Genomic DNA, 14,549 nt, shown 5'->3' with positions numbered 1-14,549 from the left:
GTCATCCTCCCGAGTCAGAAGCTCGCGCCCGCCGAGACCGTGAAGGTCGGGATGAGGGGAAGGTCGACGGTGAGTGCAGCGCTTCCGCTAAAGGCAATCGGGTCGTACGCGCTCAACGTGCCCTCGACGGTCGCCTGCAGGTGGACGCCGAAGCTCTTGCCGTTCCATTCCATGATCTCCTGCTTGTTCGCGAAAGGACGGTCGCGTCCCGCGCAACCCGCGCGGACCTCGAAGCCGTATTCGAACTTCACGCCTGCCTTGAACGAGACGGGGTCGAGAACCAAGCCCGCGTTCGCGTCGAGGGCGGAGTCGAAGCTAGCGCGTGCCCACGGATAGCAATCAAACGGCGATCCGAGTTTGCCAAGTGCGCCCGCCACACCGAAGCGCGCCGTGAAGCCGTACCCGACGAAGAGTCCCGTGCTGCGCTCGACGAGGAGCCCCGTGCCCGTGAATCTGAACGGAAGGTCACCCGGCTCGAACGCCTGCCCGAAGATGAAGTACGACGTGGACGTCACGCCGCCCAGGGCTGGAATCTGCAAGGTCGCTTTGGACGGCTGGGCGTACGTCCCGATCTTCACGAACTTCTGGTCGGCGACGCGCACGTGCATCCACGACGTGAACGTCACCACGTCGTACAACGTGAACGCCCGCAAGTCGCCGCACGAGATGCCGTCGACGGGGTATGGGCCGAGGCAACCGTACATGTCGAAGCCGTCGCCGGTGATCGTCGCGAGAATACGGCTTTGCGGCGCTTCGCGGCCGAACACGCCCCTCGACAAAGGCGTGAGGATCCAGCCGTCCGCCGTGAGTTGGAAACCGCGTGCGTCCACGCTGAAGATCGAGCGGAAGTGCAGCGAGTTTCCGTCTTCGAAGGCCCCGGTGAGACCGCCGATGACTTGAATGCCGCTGCCCAGACTCTTGGCGGGTCGCTGGGCGTACTGCGGCACGGTCGCGCGGTCGGGCCAGCGCATGCGGTACGCCACGCCGCCCGTGAAGCCGTAGATGTTGAACGCTCCGAGGACGCTCACGATGGGCGCGCGAGAATCGACGCTCGCCTTGACGTAGAAGTACGGATCGCTGGTGAGCCCGAAGAGCGCCTCGGCCGTCACGCTGAAAGCGCTGTTGCCGCGTCCCATGTCGAGCCCGCCCTTCAAGAACAACTCGTAGCCGCCGTCGACCTTCGCGATGGTGACGTCGCCGCCACCTTGCATGGCCGCGAGAACGCGGACGTTGCGGCCGCCGAGGACGACGCGCTGCTCGTTGCCTTCCACGCGGAAGGTCGTGTTCGCGTTGACGTACTGCGAAAAGCCGTCCGTCCGCAAGACGAAGGAGCGCTCGCGGCCTTCCGAGACGATGTAACGCGCCCGCGCGGACACGGCCCGCACGACCGGCGAGAATTGCTGCTTGCCGTCGAGGCCCAGGGTGTACGCGCCTCCCGCTCCACCGAGAACGACATAGTCGATGTCGAACGGCTGTCCGAACAGCTTGAAGTCCCCGCCCCACGCGGGCGTGCGGCTCAAGCCCTCCGCGTCGGGCGCGCGGCCTTGGAATCGCGCGCTGCCGTCGACGCGCAACTCGATCGACCCGAGCGGCGCGTTGCCGTCGGTGACTCGCGTACCGTAGAAGGTCTCCAAGTCGGTTTGCAACGCCGCCGACAAGCCGCTTCTGGCGGTCAAGGCGTAGCCGCTCGCGGGGGACGGGGCGCCCGCCGCACCGCCCGCGCCGCCTTGCGTCTGCACGGGCGACAGCGAAACCGGCTGTAATTCCCGCGAGCCGAGGGCGAAGCTCGTGAGGCGCGGGGCGCTGGACGTCGCGAAGTTCGCCAAGGCGAGGTTGGCGGTCGTTCCCCCTCGAGAGACGTTTCCGAAGGCGGTCGCACCGTCGAAGCGCTTGCGCTTGCCCAAGCTGGGGCGCGTTCTCGGCTGTAGGGTCGACAAGTCGCCGATGCTCCACGTCGAGGAGTTCATGACGAGGTCGAGGGCGTCGCCGCGCTCCGTCCACGCTCCGCTTCCGGCGTTGAGGATCGTGGTTCCGAAGTCTCGCGTGACGTCGCCCTCGATCGTGTAGCGAACGCCGTCCGACCCGAGGGTCATCGTGACCGGCGCGTCCTGCTCCCACAGCGGGACGCGCGTCGTGGCGGCGATGTCCGTCGTGGCCGGAACGTTCTCCACGACCTTGACGCTCGCCGCGCTCAAGCGGAAGGTCCAGCCGCGATCCGTGAACGAGCCCGCCGCGACGTCGCCGGCGAACGTCCAACCGCGCCGCAACGTCGCCGTGGTGGGCGCCGCGCTCGCGCCGCCGAGCTTCGGCGTGACGCCGCGAAGGACGACGCCCGTCCACTCGGCACCGCCGGGCGGTGCGGGCTCGCTCGGCACCGCGAGGTACAGGGCGCGAACCTCGTCGACGGCCGCGTCGCTTCGAGCGGCGCTGAGGTCGAGCACGAGGTTCGCGGTCCCCGTCAGCGTGAGCGGCGTGCTCGGAACGGGAAGTCCGTTCAACGTCGCGCTCGTTTCGCCGAAGAGATCGCCCGTGTCGGGCGCGAGGCTCGCGTCGGTGACCGTGTACGAGGCGCTGGGATCGGGGCGGCACGACTGCGCCGCTTGCTTCAGCCCGGCGATCACCGTGGACACGTCGCTCACGGGCGAAGCGTCGCGCAGCGACGTCGCGAAGCGTTGGTCCTGTCCGCGGCCGGGGCGGTACGACATGAGCTGGTAGCCGCCGAGAGGCTCGGGCGGCGTCGGCTTCGGCAGGACGCCCGCCAAAGCGAGGCGGCGCGAGAAGTTGACGTCTTTGAGGCGATCGATGAGGCCGGGATCGAGGCGGCTTCCCGACGGCGACGTGCAAGCGAAGCGCAAAATGACGTTCCCGGTGAAACGGGCGCCCGTCGGCGCGAAGACGGCTCGCGTCGGCTTGAGCGTGAAGCCCGTGACCCCGGCGGGCAAGGGCGTCGTGTCGAAACGCGCGAGATCCATCGTGACCGTGCCGTCCGTGACCTTCACGCGCGTCTCCGAGACGTCTTGCACCTTGAGGCCCGTGAAGTTCACGCCGACGTCCTTGAAGGCCTCGACGCCGCCCACGACGAGGGTGTGCGTCGCCGCGCCCGCGAAGGCGTCCGGGTCGAGGTTCGTGACGACGCCGAGCTTGAAGATGAAGCCTCCGACGTCCATCTCGGTCGGCACTTCGCGCACGCGGTACACGATCGCGGCGGGCGTGGGAAGGATCGGCGTCTCGCCGGGCGCGGGGTCGGGCTGGTACGAAAGCGTGAACGTCCCGACTTTGTCGGTGGGCAGGTTCGGAACGGGGAAGACGACGCTCGACCGTCCGAGCGGAGCGTTCAAGACGGCGCGGGCGATGGGCGTTCCGTCGAGGAGGACGTCGCCTTGCAATTGCCCTTGGCCGGAGTACTGCAAGGTGAGGGCGGCGTCGACCCGCGCTCCCTTCGCCACGACAGGCGCGGGGCGCCCTTGCGGATTCACGAAGCTCAGCGTGAAACTTTGCACGACGAGGCTCGGCGTGACCCGCACGGTCGCCGTCACGGGCGCGGCCAGTCCTTCGGCGGTGAGTTGCACGACGTACAAGCCGGGCCGCGTGTAACGGTGGCGCGGCGCGGGACCGCCGCCCGTCACGGCGTCGATCGTGTCGTCACCCCAGTCCAAACGGTAGGGATAGCTCGCCACGGTGCCGGCGAGCGTGGCGGTGACGTCTTGCCCGACGACGGCGGGATTCGGCGCGACGGACAGCGTCGGGGTCGGGAGGCGTACCGCCAAGGTCACGATGACGGGCGCGACACCTTCCGCCGAGAGCCGAACGACGTACGTGCCGGGCGCGCGGTAGACGTGCGTGGAGGTGGCAGTGCCGTTGCCGGTGACGTTCGAGGTCGCGTCGTCGCCCCAATCGAGGGTGTACGCGACGCCCTGCACGAGGTTCCCGAGCGTCGCCGTCACGGTCTCGCCGACCGCGGCGGGATTGGGCCGTGGCGTGAGGGTCGGTGTGGGAACGCGCACCGTCAGGGTGGACACGACCGGAGCGACCCCATCAGCCGAAAGTCTCACGACGTACACGCCGGGCTGCCCAAACACGCGCGTGAGAATCGTCGAACCTGCCGACGCGGTCACGGGCACGGTGGTCCCGTCGCCCCAATCGAGGGTGTACGCGACGCCCCTCACGAGGCTCCCGAGGGTCGCCGTCACGGTCTCGCCCACGGCGGCGGGATTGGGCGAGACGGCGAGGCTCGGAGCGGGCAGACGCACCGTCAGGGTGGACACGACGGGCGGCAAGCCCTCGGCCGTGAGTCGCACGACGTACGTGCCGGGTTGCTGGAAGACTTGCGTGAGGGTCGTCGAGCTTCCGGTCGCGTTCACGGGTACGGTGGTCCCGTTTCCCCAGTCCAAGGTGTACGAGACGCCCCTCACGAGGCTCCCGAGCGCCGCCGTCACGGTCTCGCCGACCGCAGCGGGATTGGGCGAGACCGTGAGGCTCGGGGCGGGCGGTCGCACCACGACCGTCGCCGTGAGCGGCGCCGAGCCGCTCGACGTGAGCCGCACGACGAAGGTCCCGACCGTTTGGTAGGCGTGCTCGGCGGCGGCCGTGGACGGGCTGGCGGCGACGCTGATGGGAGTGGTCGTGTCGTCGCCCCAATCGAGGATGTAGTCCACGCCCGCGAAGAGGTTGCCCATCGAGGCGCTCACCTTCTCGCCGACGGTGACGCTGGTCGGCGTGACGGTCAGGGTCGCGGTGGGCGACGTCACCGTGACCGTCGTGCGACAAAGGACGGCTTCACCGCGTTGATCGCGCACGACGGGAAAGAAGACGCCGGGCGAGCGGAACGCGTGCGTGAACTGAAAGCTTCGCTGGCGTCCCACCGTGAAGGGCGGGGCCGTGTCTCCGTCTCCGAACTCCAAGGCGTACGTGCTCCTCGCCGAGCCCGTGACGTCCACGGTAAACGTGACGTTCGTGCCGACCGTCGTGGCTGACGGCGCCGCCGCGATCGTGCAATTCGTCTGGTCGACGATCGTCACGACCGCGCTCGCGTAAGGCGCGCCGTCGTTGCGAATCGCGACCGTATACACGCCCGGAGTGAAGTACGCGTGCACGATGGTGCTGCTCGCTCGCTGCAGTTGCTCGGTCGTTCCGTCACCCCAGTCGAGGACGAATCCTTGCGGATTTCCGGCATTCGGCGAAATGCTGTACGTCGCGCCCACGCCGATGCCGACGTCCGCGCGGTTGGCGGAAAGTGTCAAGGTGACGCCCGCTTGGGCGAGCGCGCTCGACCCGAGGACGATCAGCCACACCAGCACCACGGCGAGCCACCGCGGTGTCCACCGTCGGTCTTCAGAACGCATACCTCACCCCCACTCCGAATTGCACGCTCGGGCGATTCGATCCGTTCGACACGCGCACGTTCGCGCTCACGCCGACGTTGCTCGTCAAGGCGTACAAGCCTTGCAGGGTGGCCGTCGCCGTGAGCGGCAGCGACGTCGTCGCGCTGCCGAGCGAGCCGATCAGCGACCACGTCAACGGCCCGGACGTCACCGAGACGCTGGCGTCCGCGCGGTAAGACCACGGCGTGGCCGATCCCGCTTGGTAACGCGCGTTGCCGCGCAACGACAACGTCGCGTCGCCCGAGCGGAATCCCAGCGACGCCTGCCCGCCCACGGCCGGTTGCGCGCTTCCGAAGGCGTCGGGAGCGAGGCTGCCCGTGACGCTCGCCGCGACGGACCACGGACCTTCGCGAACGTTCACGCCGATCGTGGCGTCCTGCGACGGCGGTTGCGTGAAGACGATCCCGTACTCGGCGCTCCACGACGTCGGCGCGTCCGGCCCCAGCACTCCCGAGAGTCGCGCGCCGACCGCGCCGTTCGAACGCTCGACGCTCGCCGTCAAGCTGAGGTCGTCGAAGCGCGTGGACGTCAACGACACCCGCTCGGCGTCGAGCGTGACGCTGTCGAACGACACGCTCGCGCCCAGCGCCTCCGTGTCGCTCAGCGGAACGCGGGTCTCGGCGGCGACGTTGTAGTTCAGCGTGTTCGGCGTCTGCACGTTGCTCGTGACCTTGGCGCGCAAGCGGACGTCTGCCTCGTCGATCTTGCCGCTCGCGCTCAGGCCGAGCGACCGCGACCCGCCGAGCGTGTCGGGCGTGGCGTTCGCGCGCGTGTCGTCCATTGAGGCGGTCGTGCCCCACTGCCAAACGTCGCTCAAGCGGCCTCGCACGTCCAAGGTGGCGCTCGTGACGGCGTAACCTTGCGTGGGCCGCGCGTCCGTGGCGCGCACGAGCGTCAAGGTGCCGTCGGTGAAGAATCCGGGGTCCGGGCTCGTGTAGCCCAGCACGCCCGTGTACGTCTCCGTGGCGCGCGACGTGTCGGCCGCGAAACTCGTCACGGCGAAGAAGGTGCCCACCGAGACCGTGAGGTTCGCGCTGCGCGTGTACGCGTCGAATTGAGGCACGCGCAGATTCAGCGTGAAGTTCGGCATTCTCGCCGAAAGCTGCCCGTCGACCGCGACGCTTTCGAGACCGATCGGCGGGCCGAAGAAGCGGACTTGAAAGAAATTGGAGGTCGATTGCGCGCCCGCGCTCGCCGCGAACAGCGCGGCTCCTAGCAGACAAGCTCGCCGCATCAGCGCACCCCCCGCTCGCTCGCCGCCGCGTCGACGTCGCGCTCGATGAACTCGAAGGCGCGCAGCAACGTCGAAAAGACGTGGGCGTCACCCGAGCGCCGTCCTTCGACACGAACGATCCAACCACCTTCCTCGCTCCTTGTCACGAAGACCTCGTAGCGCCAGTCGGGCGGTGGGTGTCGAGCATCGCTTTTCATGCGGTACCTCCCGGGCGTCACCGTACGCGGGGAGGTGTGATAAAGGCGTGACAAGACAGAAGCGCGACCGGGCGGCGGCGCGCTACCATGAGATACACACGACAGCCCGAGGGCTCGACGTCGCGTTGCCAGACACCGATTTCGATCGTTCTTCCCGAGAAGCAAGCCGCTCAAGAGAGGCTCTCATGGTGGAATTGACGCTGCTCGGCGCGCCGAGCGTGAAAGTCCGAGGCGAACTCGTCAAGCTGCCGACACGCAAGGCGTTGCTGCTGCTCGCGTACGTCGCCTTGGAAGGCGAGGCGAGTCGCGGCGTGCTGTCGTCGATGCTGTGGCCGGGCGTGGACGCCCGAAGGGCTCGGCAGAACTTGCGCGCGGAACTGTACCGCTTGTCGCGCACCCTCGTCGGCGAGCACCTGCACATCACCGACGACCGCGTGGCGACGCGCGGCGCGTGGCGCGTCGACGTCGCCGAGCTTCAGGAAGACGACGTCGCGAGCTTTCTCGACGGAGACGTTCCCGACGGCGACTTCGCCGAGTGGATCGCCGCGCGCCGTACCAAACTGCTCGCCCAAGCGAGAACGCGCCTCGTCGCCTCGGTCGCCGCCTGCGAGGCGCGCGGCGACTTGGAAGGCGCGGTCGAAGCGTCGGCGAGGCTCGTGAGGCTCGACGAGACCGACGAGGTCGCGTGGCGCGACCTCGTGCGGCTCAGCGTGCTGCGGCGCGACGAACGCGGCGCCCGTCGGGCCTACGAGGCGTTCAGCGACATGCGGCGCCGTGAATTCGGCGTCGGGCCCGACGAGGTCGCGCGGCGTTGGTTGAACGCGCTTCACGCCGAGGCGCAGAGCGGGGCCGAGCGACTTCACGCGCCGATGGTCGGCCGCGAAGACGCTTGGCGCGAGTTGCAGAGCTCGCCCGCTCCGCTGCTGCTGCTCGGCGAGCCGGGCGTCGGCAAGTCGAGGCTCGCGCAGGAGTTCAGCGCCGCGCATCGACCTCGACTCTTCTTGCGCGGCTTGCCCGAGGCGCGCGCTTGGCCGCTCGGCGCGCTTCGCGTGGCGCTGCGGTCCGCTTGGGAGCGTGGCGTGCTGCGCGACGTCGACGCGGACACCGAGACGCTCCTCGCGCGGCTCCTTCCGCGCGATTCGAACGACCCGCCGCCCGTCCTCGACGCGTCGCCCGAGCATCGCAGCCGATTGTTCGAACATCTCGCTCGGGCCGTCGTGAAGGCGCTCGGACGCGGCACCCTCGTCCTCGACGATCTGCACGACTTCGACGATCTCGGCCTCGAAGCCCTGCGCGCCGTGTTCGCCGAGGCGGCGCGCACGCCCCGCGCCGTCCGACCGCGCCTCGTGCTGACCGCCCGGACTCCCGAGTTGCGCGCGCATCCCGCCGCCGCCGCCCTCGTACGTGACCTCGAGGCGCGAGGGGAACTGAGGGTGCTGCCCTTGACGTGCCTCAAGCCGACCGAGGTGCTGGAGGTCGTGCGCGCCACGACGCGCACGAGACTCGGAACGCGCTTCGCGGAACGCTTGCACGAAGCGACGGGCGGCAATCCCTTCTTCTTGCTCGAGACCTTGCGGCACCTGCGAGATCGCGGAGACGTCACGGTGGACGAGCGCGGCGTGTGGCACACCCGCTTCGACGACACGACGCGCGACTACTCGGAACTCGCGCTGCCCGCGAGCGTCCTCGACGCCGTACGCGCCAGCATGAAAGCCCTCGGCGAGGACGCTCGGCGCATTCTCGACGTGCTCGCCGTGCTGGGTCGCCCCGCCTCGCTCGCCCTCGTCGAATCGGTCGCGCGGCTCGATCCATGGAAAGCCGCCGACATCGTCGCGCTCGCCGCCTCGGCAGGATTCGTTCGGTCCGAGCGCGGCACGGCGCGGCTCGCGCACGACCTGCACCGCGTGGCGCTTCTCGGCGGTCTCGACGCGGCCCGCCGCGTCGTGCTGCACCGCGAGGTGGCGCTCGCGCTCGGCGAGGCGGGCGCGAGCGCGGCGGAAGTCGCGCACCACGCGGTCCTCGCCGAAGAGCCGATTCTCGCCGCCGAATGGCTGACGCGCGCCGCCGTCGAAGCGATGACGGCGTACGCGTGGAAGGAAGCGAACGACTTCGCTTCGCGCGCCCTCGCGCTCGCGCCGAGCGGCCTCGTGCGCGCCCGCGCCTTGTCGCTGTGCGTCGAGCTTCGGCACCTGGAGGGTGACCTCGACGGGGCCTCGACCTACCTCGACACGTTGCGGCGCCTTGCCGACGACTTGCGAAGCGAAGCGCTGCACTTGGAAGTGGACGCTCACTTCGCGCGGTTGAAGTACGACACCGGAGATCACGCGGGCGTCGTCACCCTCACCGAACGACTCGTGGAAGGCGGGCGGGCGAGCGACGTGCGTGCTAAGGGACACATGTGGCGCGGATTGTCGCTCGTGCGTCTGGGCCGCATGAGCGAAGCGCGTGAGCACTTGCAGGCGGCGTTGCGCCTCGAACCCACGCAGCGCACGCGCTGGACGTTCAACGTGCATTGGGCGCTCACGCAAATCCACCTTGTGGCCCGCGAGTTCGACGAGGCGGGCGCGCACGCGTCGAACGCCTTGGAAACGGCGCGCGTCCTCGGCGATCCGCTGGCCCGCGCGCAAGGCGCGATGCTGCTCGGCGGCGTGTTCCTCGCGCGGGGTTTGGCCGACGAGGCCGCGCGCGCGCTGCAGGAAGCGGCCGAGGAGGCGCGCGACCTCGTCCAGCCGAAGCTCAAGGCGACCATCGCCCTGAACCTCGGGGCGGCCAACGCGCTGTCACGACGCTACGAGGCGGCGGCGCGGGCGTTCGAGACGGCATTGCTGGAAACGCCCGCCCTTCTCGACCTCGACGAGGCCGCTCGCGCCAACCTCGCCGCGATGCGCTTCATGCTCGGCGACATGGACGCCGCCGCGAATCTACTGACGGGCGCTTTGGAACAAGCCCGGACCCGAGGCGCCTCCTTCGATGTCGCGCGGAGGTTACTGAGCCTCGCGAACGTTCACCTCGCGTGCGGCGACGCGCGCGTGACGCACCTGCTCGCCGAGGCGCGTGACCTCATCGCCTCTCTCGACCTCTCGATTCTGCGGCACTTTCTGGCGAGCCTCGAACTCGCCAGGGCGCTCCTGACGGGTTCGCGCGGCGAGATCGCCGATCTCGCCGCCGCCCTCGCCGCCGCCGAGGACGCCGTGCAAAGCGACGAGGTCGAGCGTCACCACCTGCTGCTCGCCGAGGCGCACCTCGCGCTCGGTCAATGGGAAGAGGCGAGGAGGCGCGTGCTGCTGGCGCCGCTCGGCGCGTGGCGCGCGCGTCTCGAACTCGCCGTGCTCGACGCGCCCGACGTGGTCGCTGTACGCGCGTGGCTCGGCGATCCGACCGTGCCCGCCGTGGACGGGCTTCTGCTCGCGGCCGCCTTGGCGAGCCGCACGGGCGACAGGTCGGACGAGCGGCTCGTTCGACGCCGCGCCGCGAGCCTGCTCGCACGCACGTCCGACGCCGACGTGCGCGCGGCCCTGAAGGCTCGCGTCGAGTTGATTCGGGCCTCTTTCGCCGCCGGGTCGCGACCGCGAAGGTGACGCGGGGCGCGAGGGGCCGAAGCGTCCTCTCGGGTCCACCTTTTCTCGGCGTGGTTGACAGGGCGTCCGAGGGGCATTACAAGAGAGAAAGTCCGCTCTCGAAGGCTCGCCGACGTTCTCGGCGGCTTCGCCCTCTCGCTTCCCTGGAGGACTTCGACGTGCCTCGACCCAAGATCGCTTTCGTCGGTGCGGGCAGCACCGTCTTCGCCAAGAACCTGCTCGGCGACATCCTGAGCTTCGAGGAACTCGCCGAAGCCGACCTTCGCCTGTACGACATCGACGAGGCGCGTTTGGCCACCACCGAGGTCGTCGCCGGCCGGGTCGCCGCCCAACTCGGGGCCGTTCCGAGCATCACGGCGACGACCGATCGCGAGCGAGCCCTCGACGGAGCCGACTTCGTCATCAACATGATCCAGGTGGGAGGCTACAAGCCCGCGACGGTCACCGACTTCGAGATTCCCAAGAAGTACGGCCTGCGCCAAACGATCGCGGACACGCTCGGCGTGGGCGGCATCATGCGCGCCTTGCGCACCGTGCCCGTCTTGCTGGACATGAGCCGGGACATGGAGAGGTTGTGCCCAGGCACGCTGCACCTCAATTACGTCAATCCCATGGCGATGAACATGTGGGCGTTGCAGCAACTGTCGACCGTTCGCTCGGTGGGCTTGTGTCACTCCGTGCAACACACCGCCTCGCTTCTCGCGCGCGACCTCGGCCTCGACGTTCGGGACATCGACTTCGTGTGCGCGGGCATCAACCACATGGCCTTCTACCTGAAGTTCGAGCACCACGGCGAGGACCTTTATCCCCGCTTGCAGGAGATCGCCGCGTCGGGCCGCGCTCCGGCCGACAACAAGGTGCGCTACGAGATGCTGCGCCGCCTCGGGTACTTCGTGACCGAGTCGAGCGAGCACTTCAGCGAGTACGTTCCGTACTTCATCAAGGAGCGCCACCCCGAGCTCATCGAGCGCTTCGGCATTCCCCTCGACGAGTACCCGAGGCGCTGCGAGAACCAGATCGCCCGCTGGGAGGCGTTGCGGACCTCGCTCGAAGACCCGGACGCGCCGCTCGAGGTGCGCCGCAGCGTCGAGTACGGCTCGCTGATCATCCACAGCATGGTGACGGGGCAGCCTCGCGTCGTGTACGGCAACGTCCGCAACGACCACCTCATCGACAACTTGCCGAGGGGATGCTGCGTCGAGGTGCCGTGCCTCGTGGACCGCAACGGGCTGCAACCGACCCGCGTCGGCACCTTGCCGCCGCAACTCGCGGCCCTCATGCAGACGAACGTCAACGTGCAGGCGCTCACCGTGGAGGCGCTCGTGACGGGAAGGCGCGAACACGTGTACCACGCGGCGATGCTCGATCCGCACACGGCGGCGGAACTCACGCTCGACGAGATCTGGTCGCTCGTCGACGACCTTCTCGACGCGCACGGCGACTTGATTCCGCCCGAACTGCGCCGAGACGCGCTCGTCGAAGCGTGAGGAGGTGCCCGCGTCGCTCAGGCGAGCAAGGCGCGGGCGATGATGAGCTTCTGGATTTCCGAGGTGCCTTCGTAGATGCGAAGAAGGCGTTGATCGCGGTACCAACGCTCGACGGGATAGTCTTTCATGTAGCCCATGCCGCCCGCGATCTGCACGGCCTTGTCGGCCACCCGTGACAAAGCCTCCGTCGCGTGAAGCTTGGCGATGGACGCCATCTTCTGCACGTCGGCGCCCTCGTCGACCATCCACGCGACCTTTTGCCACAAGGCGCGCGACGTCTCCAAGTCCGCCGCCATCTCGGCGAGCATGAACTGCACGGCTTGAAACTCGGCGATGGGCCGACCGAATTGCTCTCGGGTCTTGGCGTGCGCGGTCGAGAGTTCGATAAGGTGCTCCATGGCGCCGCTCGCCCGCGCCGCGATGCCGACGCGGCCGTTCGTCAGGATCTTGAGGGCTTCCTTGTAGCCTTCGTTTTCTCGCCCCAAGAGATTCGCGGCGGGCACCTCGCACTCCTCGAAGATGACTTCGGCCGAGAGCGCGCCCTTTTGACCCATCTTCTCGTCGATCTTCCCGACGCGCACGCCCGGCGCGTTCATCTCGACGAGGAACGCGCTCATGCCTCGTGGCCCGAGCGCGGCGTCGGTGAGGGCGATGACGGTCAGTAAGCCCGCGATGGGCGCGTTGGAGATGTAGTGCTTCGTGCCGCTCAGGACGAAGGAATCGCCGTGCTTCACGGCCTTCGTCTTGATGTTCGCCGCGTCACTGCCCGAGCTCGGCTCGGTGATCGCGAAGCCCGTGATGAGCTCGCCCGTCGCCATGCGCGGCAGGTAACGGCGCTTTTGTTCCTCGGTGCCGAGCTTCACGAGGCCGCTGGTGCCGATCGAGGCGTGCGCGGAAATCACTCCGCCGAAGCCCATGTGGGCGTGCCCGAGCGCTTCGTACACCGCGCAACGCCCGACCATGCCGAGGCCCACGCCGCCGTACGCTTCGGGGATGGACAGCCCGAACAACCCGAGCTCCGCTGCTTGCCGCATGAGGTCGTCGGGCACGCGGTTCGTCGTCTCGATTTCGTGCGCGCGAGGCTCGACGACGTCGTGCGCGAAGTCGCGCACCATGGTTTGCATCTGGACGAGTTCCGGTTCGAGTTCGAAATTCAAGGCTGGACCTCCTGAAACGGGAACGGGCGGATGCAGGATCCGCCCGAAGGGAATCGGCACGGTTACTCTCTCGGTACGAGCACCATACCGCTTCGCGGCTCGACGGAGAACGTGTGGTGTTCGCCGATCCTCACGGCTCCTCCGGTCACGACGTCGGTGTACGATCCGGGCTGCAAGGACGCGAGGTACACGGCTTGCGGCGTGCGGTCGGCGTTGAGGACGACGTACGCTTCGCGTCCGGCGAAGGCGCGCTTGTACGCGACGGTCTCTGCGAAGGCCGTCATGACCTCGAAGGTGCCCCTCGTCAAGACGGGGGACGTGGTGCGCGCGCGCGCGAGGCGCCGCGTGAGCTCCAAGGTCTCGTGGTCCCAGCGCGCCTCGTCCCAATCGAAGGCGCGGCGGCAGTCGGGATCGGGGCCGCCCGCGAGGCCGATCTCGTCGCCGTAGTACACGCAAGGCGCGCCGACGTACGTGAATTGGAAGATCGTCGCGAGGCGGTGCGCGCTTTCGTCCCCGCCGACGGCCGTGCGAAACCGAGCGGTGTCGTGGCTGCCGAGCAAGTTGAGCTGCGCGAAGGTGATTTCGTCGGGGTACATCGCCGCGACGCGCGTCATGCGCTCGGCGAAGGACGGCGCGTCCATCGGCAAGACCTTGCCGGTTCCCGACGCTTCGTTGACGCGGTTGTCGAGGGTATGCGCTCCGAAGAACGCCAGGCACGGGCGCGTGAACAAGTAGTTCATGACGGCGTCGAACTGGTCGCCCGACAGCCAACGCTGCGCGTCATGCCAAATCTCGCCGACGATGTACGCGTCGGGATTGGCCGCTTTAACGCGCGCGCGAAATTCACGCCAAAACGAGTCGTCGTCGATTTCGTTGGGCACGTCGAGGCGCCAGCCGTCCACGCCGCGCTCCACCCAGAACGTGGCGACGCTCCACAAGAACTCGCGCACGGCGGGCGAGTCCGTGTTGAACTTCGGCAAGGCGCGGTTGTCCCACCACGCCTTGTAATTGGCGGGTTTCGTGCCGTCGTACGGACTCAGCGGAAAGGCGGTGACGTGGAACCAATCGAGGTACGCCGAGTGCGGGCCGTTCTCCAGAATGTCGTTGAATTGGAAAAAGCCTCGGCTGGCGTGGTTGAACACACCGTCGAGGACGACGCGGATGCCGCGCGCGTGCGCTTCGCGCAGAAGTTCGTCGAGGGCCTCGTTTCCTCCGAGCATCGGGTCGACGTTGAGGTAGTCGTGCGTGTGGTAGCGGTGGTTCGAGGCGCTTTGGAAGACGGGACAGAAGTAGATGGCGTTCACGCCGAGGCTTTGCAGATAATCGAGTTTCTCGACGACTCCGAGCAAGTCGCCGCCCTGATACTTGTGAGGGTGAGGCGCGTCACCCCAAGCTTGAAGGTGCGTCGCTTTCGGGACACGCTCGCTTTTCGCGAAGCGGTCGGGAAAGATTTGGTAGAAGACCGCGTCCTTGACCCAGTCGGGCGTCTTGATGCTCACGCGGGCATGCTACCGC

Annotated in this window: 7 protein-coding genes; 2 read left to right on the top strand and 5 right to left on the bottom strand. The window is 68.3% G+C overall.

Annotation, left to right across the window (positions count from 1 at the left end; translation table 11 throughout):
* Positions 1–14 precede the first annotated feature (14 nt).
* Genes DES52_RS06440 through DES52_RS06430 form a run of 3 tightly spaced genes read right to left on the bottom strand, consistent with a single transcriptional unit; the run spans position 15 to position 6,812 of the window.
* Positions 15–5,342, bottom strand: coding sequence for a PKD domain-containing protein (locus DES52_RS06440; protein ID WP_146237205.1), 5,328 nt, complete (start codon positions 5,340–5,342; stop codon positions 15–17).
* Positions 5,332–6,615: a hypothetical protein gene (locus tag DES52_RS06435; protein WP_110885975.1), complete on the bottom strand. Its 1,284-nt coding sequence runs from the start codon at positions 6,613–6,615 to the stop codon at positions 5,332–5,334. Before DES52_RS06435 ends, DES52_RS06440 begins: the two co-directional genes overlap by 11 nt.
* Complete coding sequence (locus DES52_RS06430) at positions 6,615–6,812, bottom strand: hypothetical protein (RefSeq protein ID WP_110885974.1); 198 nt, start codon at positions 6,810–6,812, stop codon at positions 6,615–6,617. The genes DES52_RS06435 and DES52_RS06430 overlap by 1 nt, the downstream gene beginning before the upstream one ends.
* A gap of 185 nt (positions 6,813–6,997) precedes the next feature.
* Here DES52_RS06430 and DES52_RS06425 point away from each other — a divergent pair, with 185 nt between their 5' ends.
* Both DES52_RS06425 and melA read left to right on the top strand, forming a co-directional pair.
* Entirely contained in the window at positions 6,998–10,390 is a 3,393-nt protein-coding gene (locus DES52_RS06425) for an ATP-binding protein (protein WP_110885973.1), read from the top strand.
* Between the two features lie 158 nt (positions 10,391–10,548).
* Entirely contained in the window at positions 10,549–11,877 is a 1,329-nt protein-coding gene (melA, locus tag DES52_RS06420; RefSeq protein ID WP_110885972.1) for an alpha-glucosidase/alpha-galactosidase, read from the top strand.
* Positions 11,878–11,894: 17 nt separating this feature from the next.
* On the opposite strand, the gene DES52_RS06415 is transcribed toward melA, so the two are convergent.
* Together DES52_RS06415 and DES52_RS06410 are read right to left on the bottom strand one after the other, a co-directional pair.
* Complete coding sequence (locus DES52_RS06415) at positions 11,895–13,001, bottom strand: acyl-CoA dehydrogenase family protein (protein WP_425451118.1); 1,107 nt, start codon at positions 12,999–13,001, stop codon at positions 11,895–11,897.
* A gap of 95 nt (positions 13,002–13,096) precedes the next feature.
* Positions 13,097–14,533, bottom strand: coding sequence for a glycoside hydrolase family 13 protein (locus DES52_RS06410; protein WP_110885970.1), 1,437 nt, complete (start codon positions 14,531–14,533; stop codon positions 13,097–13,099).
* Between the last annotated feature and the right edge of the window lie 16 nt (positions 14,534–14,549).

Source organism: Deinococcus yavapaiensis KR-236 (genome assembly GCF_003217515.1).
In the GTDB taxonomy this organism is placed as follows: Bacteria; Deinococcota; Deinococci; order Deinococcales; family Deinococcaceae; genus Deinococcus_A; species Deinococcus_A yavapaiensis.
This window is presented reverse-complemented; position numbering and strand designations above follow the sequence as displayed.